Source organism: Halomonas sp. 3D7M (genome assembly GCF_014897885.1).
Classification (GTDB): domain Bacteria; phylum Pseudomonadota; class Gammaproteobacteria; order Pseudomonadales; family Halomonadaceae; genus Vreelandella.
On record NZ_JABUZF010000055.1, the window covers coordinates 1 to 17039 of the forward strand.

17 protein-coding genes are annotated in these 17039 nt (G+C 53.1%); 8 read left to right on the top strand and 9 right to left on the bottom strand.

Annotated elements, in window-relative coordinates; all coding sequences use genetic code 11:
* Positions 1 to 202: 202 nt before the first annotated feature.
* The 3 genes from INT22_RS01580 to INT22_RS01590 are packed head-to-tail and all read right to left on the bottom strand — an operon-like array spanning position 203 to position 3928.
* On the bottom strand, positions 203 to 1252 hold the full coding sequence (locus INT22_RS01580; RefSeq protein WP_193067571.1) for a 2,3-butanediol dehydrogenase: 1050 nt from the start codon (positions 1250 to 1252) through the stop codon (positions 203 to 205).
* Positions 1253 to 1278: 26 nt separating this feature from the next.
* Positions 1279 to 2055: an SDR family NAD(P)-dependent oxidoreductase gene (locus INT22_RS01585; RefSeq protein ID WP_193067559.1), complete on the bottom strand. Its 777-nt coding sequence runs from the start codon at positions 2053 to 2055 to the stop codon at positions 1279 to 1281.
* A 58-nt stretch (positions 2056 to 2113) separates the two neighbouring features.
* Positions 2114 to 3928: an NAD(P)/FAD-dependent oxidoreductase gene (locus INT22_RS01590; RefSeq protein WP_193067560.1), complete on the bottom strand. Its 1815-nt coding sequence runs from the start codon at positions 3926 to 3928 to the stop codon at positions 2114 to 2116.
* 396 nt (positions 3929 to 4324) lie between these two features.
* Here INT22_RS01590 and INT22_RS01595 point away from each other — a divergent pair, with 396 nt between their 5' ends.
* The 3 genes from INT22_RS01595 to INT22_RS01605 all read left to right on the top strand — a co-directional run bounded on the left by INT22_RS01595 (position 4325) and on the right by INT22_RS01605 (position 8451).
* Positions 4325 to 6310 carry a sigma-54-dependent Fis family transcriptional regulator gene (locus INT22_RS01595; protein WP_193067561.1) on the top strand — a complete coding sequence of 662 codons (1986 nt, stop codon included), beginning with the start codon at positions 4325 to 4327 and terminating at the stop codon, positions 6308 to 6310.
* Positions 6311 to 6414: 104 nt separating this feature from the next.
* On the top strand, positions 6415 to 7269 hold the full coding sequence (locus INT22_RS01600) for an AAA family ATPase (RefSeq protein WP_030069180.1): 855 nt from the start codon (positions 6415 to 6417) through the stop codon (positions 7267 to 7269).
* A 3-nt stretch (positions 7270 to 7272) separates the two neighbouring features.
* Positions 7273 to 8451, top strand: a complete 1179-nt coding sequence (locus INT22_RS01605) for a vWA domain-containing protein (RefSeq protein WP_193067562.1) — start codon at positions 7273 to 7275, stop codon at positions 8449 to 8451.
* A 97-nt stretch (positions 8452 to 8548) separates the two neighbouring features.
* Here INT22_RS01605 and INT22_RS01610 read toward each other — a convergent pair whose 3' ends face one another.
* Positions 8549 to 9079: a cytochrome b gene (locus INT22_RS01610; protein WP_193067563.1), complete on the bottom strand. Its 531-nt coding sequence runs from the start codon at positions 9077 to 9079 to the stop codon at positions 8549 to 8551.
* 121 nt (positions 9080 to 9200) lie between these two features.
* Entirely contained in the window at positions 9201 to 9761 is a 561-nt protein-coding gene (locus INT22_RS01615; RefSeq protein ID WP_193067564.1) for a hypothetical protein, read from the bottom strand.
* 169 nt (positions 9762 to 9930) lie between these two features.
* Here INT22_RS01615 and INT22_RS01620 point away from each other — a divergent pair, with 169 nt between their 5' ends.
* The gene (locus tag INT22_RS01620) at positions 9931 to 10323 is read left to right on the top strand and encodes a RidA family protein (RefSeq protein WP_193067565.1); all 393 of its coding nucleotides are present in this window, start codon (positions 9931 to 9933) and stop codon (positions 10321 to 10323) included.
* 20 nt (positions 10324 to 10343) lie between these two features.
* On the opposite strand, the gene INT22_RS01625 is transcribed toward INT22_RS01620, so the two are convergent.
* On the bottom strand, positions 10344 to 11795 hold the full coding sequence (locus INT22_RS01625; protein WP_193067566.1) for a cobyric acid synthase: 1452 nt from the start codon (positions 11793 to 11795) through the stop codon (positions 10344 to 10346).
* Positions 11796 to 11972: 177 nt separating this feature from the next.
* Between INT22_RS01625 and INT22_RS01630 the strand changes: the two genes are divergently transcribed.
* Entirely contained in the window at positions 11973 to 12893 is a 921-nt protein-coding gene (locus INT22_RS01630) for a glutaminase (protein ID WP_193067567.1), read from the top strand.
* 7 nt (positions 12894 to 12900) lie between these two features.
* Here the strand turns inward: INT22_RS01630 and INT22_RS01635 are convergent, their stop codons facing one another.
* The gene (locus tag INT22_RS01635; protein ID WP_193067568.1) at positions 12901 to 13761 is read right to left on the bottom strand and encodes a bifunctional transcriptional activator/DNA repair enzyme AdaA; all 861 of its coding nucleotides are present in this window, start codon (positions 13759 to 13761) and stop codon (positions 12901 to 12903) included.
* A 182-nt stretch (positions 13762 to 13943) separates the two neighbouring features.
* On the opposite strand from INT22_RS01635, the gene INT22_RS01640 reads away from it, so the two are divergent.
* Positions 13944 to 14537: a LysE family translocator gene (locus INT22_RS01640; protein WP_193067569.1), complete on the top strand. Its 594-nt coding sequence runs from the start codon at positions 13944 to 13946 to the stop codon at positions 14535 to 14537.
* Here INT22_RS01640 and INT22_RS01645 read toward each other — a convergent pair.
* A complete protein-coding gene (locus INT22_RS01645; protein ID WP_226912333.1) occupies positions 14502 to 15416 on the bottom strand; it encodes an AraC family transcriptional regulator in 915 nt (304 codons plus the stop codon). The two genes, INT22_RS01640 and INT22_RS01645, sit on opposite strands and share 36 nt — an antisense overlap.
* Before the next feature lie 111 nt (positions 15417 to 15527).
* Between INT22_RS01645 and INT22_RS01650 the strand changes: the two genes are divergently transcribed.
* Positions 15528 to 15659 carry a DUF1206 domain-containing protein gene (locus INT22_RS01650; protein ID WP_226912334.1) on the top strand — a complete coding sequence of 44 codons (132 nt, stop codon included), beginning with the start codon at positions 15528 to 15530 and terminating at the stop codon, positions 15657 to 15659.
* A gap of 44 nt (positions 15660 to 15703) precedes the next feature.
* Here the strand turns inward: INT22_RS01650 and INT22_RS01655 are convergent, their stop codons facing one another.
* A complete protein-coding gene (locus INT22_RS01655) occupies positions 15704 to 16189 on the bottom strand; it encodes an Lrp/AsnC family transcriptional regulator (RefSeq protein ID WP_193067573.1) in 486 nt (161 codons plus the stop codon).
* A gap of 142 nt (positions 16190 to 16331) precedes the next feature.
* On the opposite strand from INT22_RS01655, the gene INT22_RS01660 reads away from it, so the two are divergent.
* Positions 16332 to 16943, top strand: coding sequence for a LysE family translocator (locus INT22_RS01660; RefSeq protein ID WP_193067570.1), 612 nt, complete (start codon positions 16332 to 16334; stop codon positions 16941 to 16943).
* Positions 16944 to 17039: the final 96 nt, after the last annotated feature.

A 17039-nucleotide genomic window follows, 5' to 3' on the forward strand; every position in this document is an offset into this window, starting at 1 on the left:
GGAGGTGGCCGCTTTGTTATATGGGGCTTGGGGATAATGCCAGTAAGCCTTAACTGACTGGCAGTCTAGTCTAGTGCTGTGTATTTTAGCGATCACGTTATCGAAGTATGGATCGGGTCCCCTCCCACTTCAATAAGCGCGATGCGCCAAAGGTGTAAAAAAGGCCATCATAGGATGGCCTTTGGTCGATGCCCGTATAGCGCTACGGCGTGACGATTATTTTCACCTGCGCTTTATCACTCAACAGCGCCTCGAATCCCTCTTCAACAATATCTGCTAGCGGGATGCGTTGGGTTACCATATCTTCAGCGCGGAAATAGCCTCGCTGCATGAGTGCCATTACCGCCGGATAAACATGGCGATAGGCAATAATGCCCTTCATGGTACGCTCTTTAATGACTAGATCGTTGGGATGGAAACTGGCCTCTCCTTCCCAAATACTGACCACGATCACTTCTCCGCCTTCATGAGTGCTGTGCAAGGACTGATTCAGTACGGCCGGAATCCCGGTCACTTCGAACGCTACGTCAACGCCACCGTTGCTCAACATTTTTAGCTTAGCCACAGCATCTTCTTGCTGCGGGTCCACCACGATAGCGCCAAGCGCTTCGGCCTTCGCTTTACGTGAAGGTGCTACCTCGACGGCGTAAATTTGAGCGGCACCTGCCGCTTTTAGTGCCTCGATGGTCATTAAGCCAATCGGGCCCGCACCAAATACTGCTGCGCTATCCCCTGCCTTCAAACTACTTTGACGAACGGCATGCAAAGCAACCGCCGCTGGCTCTACCAGTGCCCCTTGCTCGAAGCTGAGGTCATCCGGCAGTTTATGCACCATATGCTCCCCCATCACGGTGAACTCCGAGAAGCCACCGCCGCCACCAGAAAGGCCATGGAAACCCAATAGCGGCGTGAGGTTATAGCGCTCCATCTGATAAGCGCCGTTCTGATTAGGTGAAAGAATCGGCTCGATAGCGACGCGATCCCCTACTTTCACCCGTGTTACTTTGTCGCCTACCTCAACCACTTCGCCGGCGAATTCGTGGCCCATGATAATCGGTGCTTGCTCACCGCTAATTGGGTGCGGCTTATCGACCGGAATAAAAATCGGCCCAGCGGCGTATTCGTGCAAATCACTACCACAAATACCACACGCCGCCACCTTAACTTTTACCTCATGAGGGCCGTTAATCGTTGGTATCGGCATTTGCTCAACACGCAGATCTTTCGCTGCATACCAAACCGCTGCCTGCATAGTGCTCTTTTCGTCTTTGCTATAGGTCACAGAGAGAATCCCCCATCCACTGCAATGGCTTGTCCAGTTACGTGTTCGGCGCAAGCCAGATAGACCACCAGCTGCCCCATATCATCGGGCGTTTGCGCTTCGCCCTGAGGCAGTAAGGTTTTTTGATGTCTCTCCCAGGAGGCCTGCTCAGTTTCCCCCTCTTCGCGCCACCTCCCAGCAAGACCATCTTCTCCCCGCCACATACCAGTGCCGACGACCCCAGGGCATAGCGCATTCACTGTCACGCCATCGGATGCGACTTCCTTAGCGACAGCATTGGTAAAGCCAATGACCGCAAACTTAGAAGCGGAATAATGGGAAAGATTAGGAAACCCAACCTTGCCAGCGATGGAAGAGACGTTAACTATCCGCCCATATCGGCGTGGCCGCATGACTTCTAACTCAGCCTGTGTACACAGAAATGTACCTTTAGCATTGACCGCCATAACACGATCCCACTCCTGCGCAGACAGCTCCTCAACCGAATGAATACTGATAATTCCTGCGTTATTGACAGCAATATCTAGTTGTCCGAAATATTCTTGCACCGCCTGTACCAGCATATGCACCGATTCGGAGGACGAAACATCGACCTGTAGCGCAATACTACGACGGCCAAGCGCTTCGACCTTAGCAGCCGTTTCTTCTGCAATTTCGATATCCAAGTCGGCGACGGCCACATCCGCACCAGCTTTTGCCAGTGCCAGAGCAATGCCCTGGCCTATGCCACGCCCTCCGCCAGTGACTAATGCAGTCTTTCCATTCAATTGCATGAGCGTCTCTCCTCTTTAATTAATTGAACCGAGCCGGTATACCGACTCGCATAAACGCTCAGCCCAAGTGATGAACTGGCTGCAGGCCATAGACAGGGGTATCTAGCCCTTCCATACGTGCTTTTAACTGCAGCGCCAAATAACGTGAGTAGTGCCGCGACTGGTGTAGGTTGCCGCCATGGAACCACAGTGCCTCTTGCTGAGTGGGCTTCCACATATTGCGCAGCTCTCCTTCCCATGGGCCGGGGTCTTTGGTGGTGTCGGAACCTAGCCCCCAACACTTGCCGACTTTATCGGCCACTTCTTGAGAAATAAGCCGCGCCGCCCAACCATTCATCGAGCCATAGCCAGTGGCATAAACGATCAAGTCAGCATCAAGCTCGCTGCCATCAGTCAGTGTGATGGAGTGTGGGTTAATACGCTCAATGCCCACGCCGCTGCGCAGTTTGATGTCGCCACTGGCCACCAAGTCACAAGCGCCTACATCGATGTAATATCCCGAACCGCGACGCAAATACTTCAAAAACAGCCCCGATTCATCGTCGCCGAAATCGAGCATAAAGCCTGCGCTCTCAAGCTTTTGGTAAAACTCGGCGTCACGCTTTTTAATCGCTTCAAAAGCGGGGCGCTGAAAATCCGGTAATACTTTGTACGGAATCGAGGCAAACACTAGATCGGCTTTTTCATGGGTTAACCCATTCGCCACAGCCTCTTCCGAATAAAGCGGCCCTAACACCTCTTCCATCAGTGAGTCTGACTTCACAATATGGGTAGATGAGCGCTGCAGCATGGTGACATCAGCATCGTGCTCCCATAGTGCGGCGGCAATGTCATGGGCCGAGTTATTAGAGCCCACGATGACGCATTTCTTACCTTTATAGGCATCCGGCCCGGGGTGTTGGCTAGAGTGCTGCTGCTCGCCTGCAAAGTTTTCTGCCCCTGGGAATTTAGGCACATTCGGCATCCCAGACATACCGGTAGCCATTACCAACTGCTTGGGCCGTAGCGTGATCTCTTCGCCGTTGCGCTTAACCTTAACCACCCACTCCCCTGCGGCCTCATCGTAGCTAGCATTCTGACACTCGGTGGAACTCCAATAATTGAGCTCCATCACTTTTGTGTACATTTCCAGCCAATCGCCCACTTTGTCTTTCGGGGCGAATACAGGCCAGTTATCTGGGAAAGGGATATAGGGAAGGTGGTCGTACCACACTGGATCGTGCAAGCAGAGTGACTTATAGCGCTTACGCCAGGAGTCTCCCGCGCGCTCGTTTCGCTCAATGATGATTGTTGGCACACCCAGTTGCCTTAACCGTGCGCCTAAGCCAATACCGCCCTGGCCACCGCCAATAATCACGCAGTAAGGCTGCTGGGTGTAGCCCAGCTCCGCTTCTTCACGCTGCCGTGACTCCAACCACGTTTCACGCTGCTTATTGGCACCGTGCTCAGCCCCTTTGGGGCGATGGTGATTGCACTGCTCGGGGTAGTCGTTCAGTGCTTGCATGGTGGTTAACAACGTCCAGCACTTGCCTTCTTTTAGGCGCAAATAGCCTTTTCCACGGGCAACCGCCGTATTGAAAGTAAACCACGCATCGTAGATGTCGCCGTTTTCAGTGGCCTCGCCGTCTAACTGCCAGTCCGTAGGCTGTGCGTTATTGAGCGTGGCATTGAGCATGGCCTGAATTTCATCTTTGCCTTCGCAGGTTTTTAAATTCCAGGTAAACGTAAGAAAGTCACGCCAGTAGCACTCGTCTCCAAACAGAGACAGTACTCGCTCAATATCCTGGGTTTGAAGGGCAGTATCGAAATCGTGCAGCCACGCTTGAACAGTCTCCGTGGGGGATTGCTGGACTTGTGCCGTTATCTTTGACATAGCGGGTACTCCATGTGCATTTGTTATTGTTGAGTTAACTGTGATGCACACAACCCTAAGCAGCTACCGTGCCAAACAACCCAAAAAGCACATCAACAAGCTGAAAAATAAACAAAAAATACAGCATTAATGAGATACAAGGCAGTGATAAGGCGTAGCGAGGGTCTTTTGCCATGGATGGCAAAAGTAGCGCCCAGGGAAGGGTTTACAGCGCCCTCGCCTAGCCTTATCACCTACTGAGTAACCAATAGAGAGCCATGTACACCTGTCACGCCGTTTACAGCTTGACGTTACAGGTGTAACGCACGACTAACGGCGTAAGCAGACCACGTTGACTCTGGGGGTAAAGCGCATAGGCTGAAAGAACAATAACGACAGCGCCCAACGAGTAACGCCATGCTGCATTCCACGCTTGCACCTACACGGCTTCAATCTGAACAACGTCGACATATCGAGCATATTTTTCAGCTCGGTGAAGGGCTAGATACCCCCAGCTTGCCTGCGCAGGCCCCCATTCGTCGCTCCTGGCTGCGCTGCCTGAACGAGTATCAGCTAGACCCCACTCATCCACGCCCAGCACGGGTCGTGCCGCAGCAAACATTGATTGAGCACCGCGAGTCTGTTGATGAGTTACTGCATGTCGCCCGCGCCGGTGTCGATCAGCTTTATGGGCAAATAGCGCAGCTTGGCTACGTACTACTCGTCACCGACCACCGCGGCATTACCGTTGAGTTTCGCGGCGACCCCAACCAGGACCAGCAATTACGCAAAGCAGGCCTCTACCTGGGGGCTGACTGGGATGAACGCTTTGCAGGCACCTGCGCTGTCGGTACCTGCTTGCATGATCGCCAGGCCATTATCTGCCACCGCCAAGAACACTTCGATGCTTCCCATATCTCGCTGACCTGCACCGCCGCTCCTATTGCTGACCCTCAGGGTAATGTGATGGCCGTGTTAGATATCTCCGCGCTGCAATCGCCTACGCAACACGAAAGCCAGAATTTCAGCCTATCGCTGGTAACGCTTTATGCGCGCATGATTGAGGATGCCTATTTTCTGCAACGCTACCGCGACTGCCTGATGGTGCGTCTAGATACATCGCGGGAATTTGTCCACGTCAACGGACGTGGTTTAATCGCCATTGAAGAGAATGGACAGGTCATCGCTGCCAACGCTGTAGGCCGCGAGCTAATCGCCGAACACCAGCACCGCTGGCCACCTTGGTCGGCAAATCACACCCCTATGCTGGGTGAACTATTCGAGTGTGAGATCGCCGATATACTCAGTATTAATAGCGGTACTGATGATCAATTGCGTGCCTTCCGCGCTCGCGCCAGCAACACCATCCACTTTATTAGTCTGCTAGAACCCCGCCGCCCCCGCATGGTGCAACGGACAACACCGTCTGCTTCTGAACTGCCCGAACCCTTAGCTCGGCTGGGTGCCGACGACCCTGCGATGCGCAAAGTACAAAAATTGGCCGACCGCTTGCGTAATGAAGCTAACGTGAACGTGCTGATTAGCGGCGAAACCGGCACCGGTAAAGAGGTGGTTGCACGGGCGCTGCACGAAAGCGGCAACCGCGCCAAACAACCGTTTATTGCCGTCAACTGTGCGGCCATTCCCGAGTCACTGATCGAAAGCGAACTGTTTGGCTACGAACCTGGCGCCTTTACCGGCGGCCGCTCAAAAGGGATGCGCGGGCTTATTCCACAGGCCCATGGAGGCACGCTGTTTTTAGACGAAATCGGTGATATGCCGTTAGCGCTGCAAACCCGACTGTTGCGCGTGCTGGCCGAACGGGAAGTGATGCCGCTGGGGGCTAACACGCCAGTTAAAATCGATATTCGTGTTATTACGGCCACCCATCGCCATATCGAAGAAATGATCCAGCAAGGAGAATTCCGCGAAGACCTCTATTACCGGCTCAACGGTGCTCAGCTTCGACTGCCAGCGCTACGCGAACGCGCCGATAAACTGTTTGTTATTCGCCGCGTGTTTGAAGACGTCGCCGCCGAACGCGCCACGCAAATATCGCCACGCCTACGCGCAGATGCAATCAGTGCGCTACTCGCGTATTCATGGCCCGGCAATATTCGTCAGCTCAAAAATGCCCTCGCCTTTGCCCTAGCCACCTCAGAAAGTGACGAAATCACCGTTCACGATCTGCCAGAACAGTGCCTTAGCCAGCGAATTACCCGCAACGCGTCGGCCCAACTTGAAACGAACGCCAGCGAAGCCCTTTCAGGTTCGCTTATCCACCTACTCAAGCAACATCACTGGAATATCAGCGCGGTTGCCCGTGAGCTAGGCGTTTCGCGTCCCACGGTATATCGGCAAATGCAGCGCCAGGGAATAGTGCCCCCCAACTGGCAGGGCTGAAAGCCAATCGCGCTATCGACTAGTTGGCCTTGGGGTTTACCCTCACGTACACTTGTTTGAATCTATTTTTAAACAACTCGTTTCGACAAGCCGAGGCACTCCCCATGGCGTTTGATTCAACCTCTTCTTACATTGCAACTGATGCACTCAAACAGGCAGTCAATGCCGCGGTTGTGCTGCAGCGTCCACTACTCATCAAAGGTGAACCCGGTACCGGCAAAACGCTGCTGGCCGAGGAACTCGCCGAATCCCTGGGCACTAAGCTGATTACTTGGCATATCAAGTCCAGCACCAAAGCCGCCCAGGGGCTTTATGAGTATGATGCCGTCAGCCGCCTACGCGATTCCCAGTTGGGCGTTGAAGGGGTGGAAAATGTCGGTAACTACATCAAGCCCGGCAAGCTGTGGGAAGCTTTCACCGCGGGCGAGCGTGTGGTGCTGCTGATTGATGAAATCGACAAAGCGGATATCGAGTTTCCCAACGACCTGCTGCAAGAGCTGGATCGTATGGAGTTTCATGTTTATGAAACCGGTGAGACCATTCGCGCCGAACAACGCCCAATTATCGTGATCACCTCAAATAATGAAAAAGAGCTGCCCGACGCTTTCCTACGTCGCTGCTTTTTCCATTACATCGAATTCCCCGACCGCGAGACCATGCAGGCGATTGTGGATGTTCACTTCCCGGATATCGCTCCCAAGCTGGTCGGCGAAGCCTTGGAAGTGTTTTTCGATCTGCGCAACGCCCCAGGACTCAAGAAGAAGCCCTCTACCTCAGAGCTGGTGGATTGGCTCAAGCTGCTAATGGCCGACGAACTGGCCCAGGAAGCGCTGTATCACCGCGACCCGGCCAAAGCTCTGCCGCCGATGGCAGGCGCGCTGGTTAAAAACGAGCAGGACACTCACCTACTAGAACGCCTGGCGTTTATGATGCGTCGCCAAAAGAGTACGGGGCGCTAAGCCATGTTTATTGGTCTGTTTGATGCCCTCAAACGTGCCGGTGTGCCCGTTTCTCTGCGCGAATTGCTCGACCTGCACGCGGTGGTCGAACGTGGCGTCGTATTTGCCGATATGGAAGCGTTTTATCAAGTGGCGCGTACTGTCATGGTCAAAGATGAGCGCTACTTTGACCGCTTTGATCGCGCCTTTACCGCCTGGTTTAAAGGCCTTGAAGATATGGATTCGGCAATCGAGGCGCTCGTTCCCGATGAGTGGCTACGGCGCGAATTTGAAAAGCAGCTCAGCGACGAAGAGAAAGCCAAAATTGAGTCGTTAGGTGGTCTTGAAGAGCTGATTGAGACCTTTAAAAAGCGCCTGGAAGAGCAAAAAGAGCGCCATGCGGGCGGCAACAAGTGGATTGGCACGGGTGGCACCAGCCCCTTTGGGGCGTATGGTTACAACCCCGAAGGCATACGTATTGGCCAGGATGGTTCGCGCCACCGCCGCGCTACCAAAGTTTGGGACGAGCGGCGTTTTCGCGATTACGATGACTCGCTTGAACTGGGCACCCGCAATATCAAAATGGCCTTACGGCGGCTGCGCAAGTTTGCCCGCCAAGGAGCGCTGGACGAGTTTGATGTAGACAGCACCATCCGCGAAACCGCACGGGATGCGGGGTTACTCAATATTCAAATGCGCCCCGAACGTCATAATGCGGTTAAAGTACTGCTGTTTTTAGATGTCGGCGGGTCGATGGATGATCATATTCGCGTCTGCGAAGAGTTATTCTCAGCGGCACGTTCCGAATTCAAACACTTGGAACATTATTACTTCCACAACTGCCTCTACGAAGGGGTTTGGCGTAACAATATGCGTCGGGGGAACGAGCGCATCCCAACCATGGATGTGTTACACACCTACGGCGCGGACTATCAGGTGGTGATTGTCGGTGATGCCGCCATGTCACCTTACGAAGTCACTCACTCGGGTGGCAGCGTGGAACACTTCAATGATGAACCTGGCGGCGTGTGGCTAAAACGCTTGGCTGATACGTTTCCACGCTTGGCGTGGTTAAACCCCATGCCACCCCGTGCCTGGGAGTACACCTATTCGACCCAGTTAATTCGTGACGTTATCGATGACCGCATGTATCCCATGACCATGGAAGGACTGGAAACAGCAATGCGCGAGTTAGCTAAGTAGCGCTACTTATGTAGCGGCATCATGCCTTCTAAACAAAAGCGGCGCGTCCAATGGAACGCGCCGCTTTTTACAAACTTAATCATCTAACAGATTCTTGCTAGGACATACGCGATAGGACATCGTGATTGGTTAATTTACGATGCAAGATCGCCATCACGACATGGCCCACAATCAACGCCAGTAGCGTCCAACCAAGCTCACCGTGTAATAAGCCGCCGAGCTCTGTCATCCACGTGATTTCCTCGCCGTCAAAGCCCGACATTAAGTTAACCCCCAACACATCCAGCGCACGACCGGAACCATACTGGCGAATCAGTGCAATCGTAGGCACTGCAATCATCAAGCCGTAGAGCGCCAGATGGCCTAGCTTTGCCATCACACTGACCGATGGCGGGCGACGGGAGGCATTAAGTAGTGACCAAACTGCTCTTATCACTACAAGCGTCAGCAGCAACACTCCGACGGTGTAGTGAGTACCCCATAAAAACTCTTCCACGGGCGTATCCGACAACAGTAAATGCGCGCCGGCACTCAAAAACTGCCATACAAACAGCAGTGCCATCCCCCAGTGCAGCGCCTTACTGACGACACCATAGCGGATATTAGTATCCATTATTGCCAGCGCCATATCGGTTCCCCTTCTTATATAAGATAAATATTGTCGCTATTTTACCCAGGAAAGTGGACGACATCATGACACCAGCGTGCAAGTTCGTTGCATAAAATGGAACGATTCGTTGTTTTTTAGCCTACAGCGTGGCCGGAAAGTTGTTTAAACCTGACAAAAAAGCCTCTTTGGCCTCAGTAAATGCAGCAGGATCATGCTTAAATCGGCGCAGTATTAGCGCTTCATCAAGGGTCAAGGTGGGCGTCAGGTCATTACTATGCTTAGCAGGATGGCGGGCGCCTAAACCAATGCGTTGCCCCTTCTCGCCATCAAACCAGCGCTTAAACCCGCACTGCTGATAGAACGCTTCTTGGGTGGCATCACTTACCTCAACGCGCAGCGGGGCTTTGAGGCTTAACTCGCTGATTAGACGCGCTTTAGCACCATCAACAAACTCGCAAGCGTGGGTTACCGTCATCCCCTCGCCAGCCTCATCCAACACCAGCAATGCTAGCGCCAGGGGTTTACCATCGCCATCGACACCCGCCAACAGACGGGCTGCCTCTTGGTCAAACAGCACGTTTTTCGTGCCGGTAAAAATTACCAGCGGCGTTAACCCAGCTTGCTGGCCGTATACCTTGGCACACAAGGTTGCCAAACACGCATTACGCGGGGCGCTCTGACTAATATGAACTACCTTCATTACGCTCTCTCATGAGAATTTAAAATCACATCAACAACGGGAAAACCTTAAAAGTTGGCCAGCCTAGAGCAAAGCTTTCGCCAGCACCACCCTCTGCCCCAAAGGAACTACACGCTAGTGGCAGAGTCGCACCCATCGCGACTCGCTTATTTGTCGCTAAGGAGAGCCAATGCCACAGTATATCGACGATCCCACGTTACCCAAACCGAGTTTCCCTGGTAGTCACATGGTTATCGATGACCACTATGTGTTTATTTCAGGGCTGACGGTTACGGATCTTTCTAACGGCAAAGCCACCCGTGGAGATGTCAAAGAAGAAACACGCCTCGTCATGCGCGAACTTGAACGCATGCTAAAACAACAGGGAGGCAGCCTGGCGGATATTGTTAGAGTCGACATTCATCTTGCTGACTTAAGGCAGATCAATGCATTAGACAGTATCTACGCGGAGTTTTTTGAACCGGGCCGCTACCCAGCACGCACCTGCACCGAGTCACCAAACATTTGCGGGGGCAGCACCGTCGAGATTACTTTGATGGCAAAGCGCCCACCGCAAGAATAAACACTCAGCATTCTGGGCGCTTAATGCGCCCTTAGCATCGCCAACACCGCATCAATATCCAAGTGCGCTTCCAGCGTATCAGCCAATCGATCAAGCGCTTGCTCGCGGTGGGCGCGATAATCGACGGGTGCCGCACTTGCTAGCCCTAACGTAGTAAGCAACGCTTGGCAGGCTTCAGGGTGATCAAACAACCCATGCAAGTAAGTGCCCATCACTTGGTTATCGATACTGATAGCGCCATCCACGTGGCTACCTAAATTAAACAGCGGCCGATTGAGTGCAGCCCCGTTGCTCACACCATTGTGAATTTCGTAGCCCGTCACAGCCGCTTCTTGCCCGACCATAACGCCGCTGACATTGCGCAGCTGCTTGCCCGCGACCATTCTCGTGGATACCTGCAACAACCCCAAGCCTGCTACCTTCCCGGGCGCGCCTTCCAAGCCGTCCGGGTCATCTATCCACTCACCCAGCATTTGAAAACCACCGCAAATCCCCAGCACCTTGCCGCCGTAGCGCAAATGGCGAACAATCGCGTCTCTCCAACCCTGGCGTGTTAGCCAGGCTAAATCACTGGCGGTGCTTTTGCTCCCCGGCAGTATTATTACATCAGCAGGTGGAATCGGTTGATCTGGCCCTACAAAGGTAAGCGATACCTGAGGGTGTAAGCGCAGCGGATCAAAATCCGTATGATTGCTGATACGCGGCAGCGCGGGAACAATCACCTTAAGGGTGTGATTGGCTTTCTCAGCGTGAACCCGACCAATGCTATCTTCAGCATCCAGCAGTAGGCCCTGCAAGTAAGGTAAGGTGCCCAGAACTGGCTTGCCAGTATAGGCCTCTAACCACTCAAGCCCCGGCTCTAAAAGGGCAATATCGCCCCGGAAGCGGTTAATAATAAATCCTTTCGTGCGTGCCTGCTCGCTGTCGCTTAATAGCGCCAGCGTTCCTACTAGCTGAGCAAACACACCGCCGCGGTCAATATCGCCTACTAACAAAACCGGACAGTCGGCAGCTTCGGCAAAGCCCATATTAGCGATATCGCCTTTACGCAGATTGATTTCCGCCGGACTGCCCGCGCCTTCGGCAATGATCACATCAAAGCGGCTTTCCAAGGCCTGCCATGCCGCCATGACGCTCTCTTTCGCCGTGCGCTTAAACGCGTGGTAATCCAGTGCATCCATATGGCCATGCACTTTACCGCGTAAAATCACTTGGGCTCCGCGATCTGTCTCCGGCTTTAATAGCACCGGATTCATATCACTATGGGGAACCACACCCGCCGCCTGCGCCTGTAACGCAGTGGAGCGGCCAATCTCACCGCCATCACTGGTCACGGCGCTATTCAGTGCCATGTTCTGCGGTTTAAATGGCGCGACTGAAATACCACGGCGCTTTAACACGCGACAAAGCCCAGCAACCACCGTGCTTTTGCCCGCATCCGAGGTAGTTCCCTGAATCATTAATGTGGTCATGCCCGTCGGCCCTTGCTGAAAGTAGCCGAACTGTAGCCGCCGAACAGATAGTTAGCAACGGACAAGACCTCTCAACAACGTGCATAGGCCATGGCATTTCGGTATCAACTGCCAGCAGACAAGCCTGCTAATTTCCGCTAGGGTAGCGCCTCACGCTGCCAAACGAATTCGTATTACATGCAAGAGTTACTCAATAAGATTGCCGCCGAGCTTGCCCTTGAAACCGAGCGGGGAAATGTCGCTGACTATATTCCCCAGCTTGCCCATGTGGACCCCAGCCAATTCGCTATCAGCTTAGCTACGGTAGACGGCCAACGCTTTTCTGCGGGCTGCGCCACTACACCGTTCTCAATCCAGAGCATTTCCAAAGTTTTTACGCTAACCATTGCGTTGGGCAAATGGGGTGATGGATTGTGGTCGCGGGTCGGGCGTGAGCCTTCTGGCGACCCGTTCAACTCTATCGTGCAGCTTGAGCATGAAAGCGGTAAACCGCGCAATCCGTTTATTAATGCTGGGGCGATTGCGATTGTTGATGCCATCATGATGGGTCACGAGCCTAAAGAGACACTGGCGGAAATTCTTAGCTTTGTGCGCTATATCGCCGACGATAACAGTATCTGTTTTGACCATCAGGTAGCGGCTTCCGAAATGCAGCACAAAGACCGCAACGCTTCTCTGGCTCATTTTATGAAAGCGTTTGGTCGCCTGCGCCATGACGTCGATAAAGTGCTCGGCACCTACTTTCACCAGTGCGCAATTGCCATGAGTTGCGAACAGCTTGCTCACGCCGGGCTGTTTTTGGCATCGGACGGTGTCAATCAGCCAAGTGATTTACGCGTGGTATCGCCCCAACGAGCGCGACGGATTAATTCATTGATGATGATGTGCGGCCACTACGATGCGTCGGGTGAGTTTGCTTTCCGCGTTGGCCTGCCCGGCAAAAGTGGCGTTGGCGGTGGAATTTTGGCTATTGCACCTGGGCGTGGTTCGCTTGCCGTATGGTCACCGGGGTTGGATAAATACGGCAATAGCCTACTGGGCACTCGTGCCCTGGAAATGTTTGCCCAAGAAACCGGCTGGTCGGTATTTGGACACTAAGTCAGGGCTAATGCGGCTCAAGCTGAGGAGAATGCTGTGCCGCTTCCCAGGCCTGGACCTGTTGTTTGGTTTTAATCCCCCAGCGATAGCCGCCTAGCGCACCACTTTGCTGAATCACTCGATGGCAAGGAATCAACAGTGCAATAGGGTTAGCGCCCACCGCATTTCCGACGGCTCGAAAGGATTTCGGCATGCCAAGTGCCTGGGCAATTTGCGAGTAGCTCGCCAACTGCCCTTCAGGAATAGTGAGTAGCGCGCGCCATACCGCAATCTGGAAATTAGTACCGCTCACGTGGAGCGATAGCGTGGTAGGTGTCGCTTTTGTGGTCGTTTCTGCAGATGTTGTAAACAGTGCCTCTACCGCATAACCGGTGGCATCAGGGCGATGGCATAGCGTACTGCGTGGCCACTGTTTTACGAGTTCTGCCAGCAACGCTTCCTGACTGGTAGACGCCACAAAGGCCATCCGACAAATTCCTCTCGGCGTCATCGCCACCAATATCTCGCCGAAAGGTGTAGGGTGCACGCCATAGGTAATCTCAACCCCCTCCCCTTGGCGCTTAAATTCACCCGGCGTGACCGCTTCTAGCTGCACAAAGTGGTCATAAAGCCGCGAGCCACCGCTTAGCCCTAGCGCATGCACGGTATTGGTAAGGCTTTCTGACGATGCGATCAGTTGTTTGCCTCGTTCCAAGGTCAACGCCTGTAAAAAACGCTTAGGGCTGATACCCGCATAACGACAAAACAGCCGCTGGAAATGGTAAGCACTCAAATGCACCTGAGCCGCCACCGTTTCCAAACTTGGCTGGCTAGCGGCATTGGCCACCATGTAGGACATCGCTTTTTCGATACGGGCATAGTCATTCATAAAGACGTTCTCACCGGAGCTAAACGAGGAAAAGCACAGGGCTCTCTGAACATAGAACAAGCTTAACCAGGCCGTGCCATCCGGCCTACCCGAATCTTGCGCAATATCGTGGCATCTCAATTTTGTTCAATACTCTTTTCTCGCGCTCTTGCAAGCTCTTGATTCTGTTTAGGAGGACAACAATGAGCGTTTCACTACTGTTACCGATGTCAGCATTTGCCCTTGCCGCGTCTATTTCCCCAGGTCCGGTCAACCTTGTTTGCCTGAGTAGCGGCACCCACTACCCTATTGTCAAAGGGCTTATTTTTGTCACGGGTGCGACCCTGGGGTTTCTAGTGCTTTTCCTGGCGATTGGCGCGGGGCTCTACTCACTGCTAAGCGTAGTGCCACTACTGGAGGAAATATTACGCTGGGCGGGGCTACTTTTCTTACTTTACTTAAGCTATCAGCTTTGCCAACATGATGGCGCTGTTCGCGGCCAGAGTACAGATAAGCCACCGGGCTTTATGACCGGCGCGATGATGCAGTGGTTAAACCCTAAGGCGTGGCTGGCGTCTGCCGCTGGTATTGGGGCTTACACCAGCAGTAATGACCCCTACCAGTTATGGCTGTTCGCTGCTCTCTACCTACCCATTTGTTGGTTGTCATTGGCCAGCTGGGTTTATGCAGGCGCTTTTCTTAGACGCTATATTCACCGTCCGTTCGTTCTGCTTACCATTAACCGCACGCTGGCTGCTGGCCTAGCTGCCAGCGCTATTTTCCTGCTGTTTGAGTAGCGGATAGCGATACTGGTTGGGTGTTGCCGCCACTAACCGCTTAAATGTTCTCTGGAAGTGGGGTTGGTCGTTAAAGCCGGCTAATAAAGCCGCATTAACGATCGACTCCCCCTGCCTAAGCGCCCGCTGGCCAAGCTGAACACGGCGATTAATCAGATAAGCATGGGGGGTAAGTCCATAGTGCTGCTTAAACGCACGGATAAGATGACCAGCGCTATAACCGGTTAACTGACATAGCGTTTCCAATGACACATCAAAAGCCGCATTCACGTCACAATAGGCAGCCGCAGCCTGCAAGCCATCCGGTGGCTGCGGCCTAGAGACGGTTGTCTCGTGCGCTAATGCCAGCATCAATGCGGTAAGAAACCCGGTAACTGACGCGTGCTTGGTAGCGAGAGCGCATTGCTTATCCAATAAACAAGCCGCCATTTCACAATAATGAGCATACAGCGCTGGCTGTGAGACCACCGCCGTATCGATATCACTCCAGGTCGGGGAACTAAGCGTGCCTATTTGATAGCGTAAATCCGCTAGCCATTGTGCATCCACATAGAGCATCAAATATGCCCAAGGTTCGTTCTCGATGGGGTTACAGGCATGCACCCAGTCAGGGTTCATCATAACCAAGTCACCGGCGCTAATGGGGTAAGTCGATTCCCGATAGAAAAACGTACTGCTGCCTGACGTAATAGCCCCTACCGACCAGTGAACATGGCTATGAGGGGCGTAGCACACTTGCCTCGCATCACTGATTTTACGCAGTTCGACATAAGGCAGACGTGAGTCGCGCCAAAAAACAGGCGGCGCCCCAGCACGCGGAGACCCAGAGTGTGGAGACCCAGAATGTGGAGACTTAGCACTTGGAGACTTATGGCTCATCTTCTGCTCGCATCATCAAAAAATAGCGAATAGCCTGATAACTTGGCCTACGCTAAACAATAGCACAGCACACGCACAGTATGGCGCGCCGGAAAGGCACCCACCATCGTGATGCTATTACTCTTTTTCGGAAGCCAGCCCTTTGGTCAGTGCTTGCTTGTCTTGGCCGCACTGGGGCTCTTTGCGTTTGGTCTCTACAGCCTTTTAGCGGCCGTCTATCGTCGCATTAATACTGAAATGTAGAGACATAAGATGCTTTTAAATGCCTCCACCATCTCTCGCCTGGACTAAGCCTTATCGCTATTATCCAGCGGCAATGTGCCATACTCTTTCACCGGCTGAATAGCAAAGTTGCTGCGAATATCGCTTACTCCTGGTAAGCGCAGCAACGTCCCCGTTAAAAACGCCTCGTAAGCTGCTAGGCTAGGCACTACCACCTGTAGCAGAAAATCCGATTCACCAGACACCAAATGCGCAGTGACTACTTCCGACAGTTTAACCACTGCTTCTCGGAAAGCATTGGCTTGCTCTTCATGATGTCGCTCTACCTTAATGCCCACAAACACCGTTAACTCCAGCCCGACGCTTCGACGATCAAGCTCCGCGTGGTAGCCACGAATAATGCCGCTTGCTTCCAAGCGTCGCACTCGGCGTAAACAGGGAGACGGCGACAAATTCACTTTCTCTGCGAGCTCCACATTGGTTAAGCGAGCATCCCCCTGTAGCAACGCAAGAATGCGTCGATCGATAGCATCTAACTGACCACTTGGCATAAGCAAGTATTTCTCTATTCTTAGTTAGCACAAAATACCAATAATTGATGTTTCATGAGCGTAAATGGCAAGAAATCACTCATCACTTTAACGGTACCATGCCCTTTATAAAGTCACTACGTGCAATCTTGAGGGAGCGGCCATGGAAATCGGTCTTTTTATTAGTGCATTGGCCATTGTTTACCTGATTCCAGGTCCGGATATGCTGTTGGTGCTGCATACCAGCAGTACGCTGGGCCGCGGGCATGGGCTAGCCACTGCGCTAGGGCTAGCCATCGCCCGAGGGCTGCATGTGGCGTTAGCCGGTTTGGGCCTGGCCGCCCTATTTGTCGCCGCTCCGTGGCTTTTTGATGCTGTTCGTTATCTCGGTGCTGCCTACTTGATTTGGGTGGGCGTACAGCTGATTCGTAGCAAACGGCGCACCGATACTAACCACCCACAAGCATCGCTCGCCGGTAGCCATTACTTAGCCTGGAGACGGGGCCTTTTAACGAACCTGCTGAACCCAAAATCGCTGCTGTTTTGTTCGGTGTTATTACCCCAGTTCGTTCACACCCAACAGGGTGACGTTGCGCTTCAATTTACTCTATTGGGGGCTGTGCTAGTGGGCGTGGGGCTTTTGTACGATGCGCTATATGCCTGCTTGGGAGCGCAGATGCAACGCTGGTTTGCCAGCCATCAAAAAAGGCAAACACTGCAACGCTGGGTATTTGGAACGCTAATTATTGGCTTTGCCCTGAGGTTAGCCTCTTAAACTTAATCAGCAAAAAGCCTGCCTAGGCTGTAATGCCTGTCAGTTAAGGCTGACTGGCACTATCCCCTAGCTCCATATAACAAAGCGGCCACCTCC

Excerpts from the sequence above, each read along its gene's own strand:
- INT22_RS01640 (WP_193067569.1), top strand. The coding sequence starts at position 13,944 with ATGAGCGTTTCACTACTGTTACCGATGTCAGCATTTGCCCTTGCCGCG.
- INT22_RS01595 (WP_193067561.1), top strand. The coding sequence starts at position 4,325 with ATGCTGCATTCCACGCTTGCACCTACACGGCTTCAATCTGAACAACGT.
- INT22_RS01645 (WP_226912333.1), bottom strand. The coding sequence starts at position 15,416 with ATGAGCCATAAGTCTCCAAGTGCTAAGTCTCCACATTCTGGGTCTCCA.
- INT22_RS01610 (WP_193067563.1), bottom strand. The coding sequence starts at position 9,079 with ATGGCGCTGGCAATAATGGATACTAATATCCGCTATGGTGTCGTCAGT.
- INT22_RS01585 (WP_193067559.1), bottom strand. The coding sequence starts at position 2,055 with ATGCAATTGAATGGAAAGACTGCATTAGTCACTGGCGGAGGGCGTGGC.
- INT22_RS01580 (WP_193067571.1), bottom strand. The coding sequence starts at position 1,252 with ATGCAGGCAGCGGTTTGGTATGCAGCGAAAGATCTGCGTGTTGAGCAA.
- INT22_RS01650 (WP_226912334.1), top strand. The coding sequence starts at position 15,528 with ATGCTATTACTCTTTTTCGGAAGCCAGCCCTTTGGTCAGTGCTTGCTT.
- INT22_RS01600 (WP_030069180.1), top strand. The coding sequence starts at position 6,415 with ATGGCGTTTGATTCAACCTCTTCTTACATTGCAACTGATGCACTCAAA.
- INT22_RS01630 (WP_193067567.1), top strand. The coding sequence starts at position 11,973 with ATGCAAGAGTTACTCAATAAGATTGCCGCCGAGCTTGCCCTTGAAACC.
- INT22_RS01605 (WP_193067562.1), top strand. The coding sequence starts at position 7,273 with ATGTTTATTGGTCTGTTTGATGCCCTCAAACGTGCCGGTGTGCCCGTT.
- INT22_RS01620 (WP_193067565.1), top strand. The coding sequence starts at position 9,931 with ATGCCACAGTATATCGACGATCCCACGTTACCCAAACCGAGTTTCCCT.
- INT22_RS01615 (WP_193067564.1), bottom strand. The coding sequence starts at position 9,761 with ATGAAGGTAGTTCATATTAGTCAGAGCGCCCCGCGTAATGCGTGTTTG.
- INT22_RS01660 (WP_193067570.1), top strand. The coding sequence starts at position 16,332 with ATGGAAATCGGTCTTTTTATTAGTGCATTGGCCATTGTTTACCTGATT.
- INT22_RS01655 (WP_193067573.1), bottom strand. The coding sequence starts at position 16,189 with ATGCCAAGTGGTCAGTTAGATGCTATCGATCGACGCATTCTTGCGTTG.
- INT22_RS01625 (WP_193067566.1), bottom strand. The coding sequence starts at position 11,795 with ATGACCACATTAATGATTCAGGGAACTACCTCGGATGCGGGCAAAAGC.
- INT22_RS01635 (WP_193067568.1), bottom strand. The coding sequence starts at position 13,761 with ATGAATGACTATGCCCGTATCGAAAAAGCGATGTCCTACATGGTGGCC.
- INT22_RS01590 (WP_193067560.1), bottom strand. The coding sequence starts at position 3,928 with ATGTCAAAGATAACGGCACAAGTCCAGCAATCCCCCACGGAGACTGTT.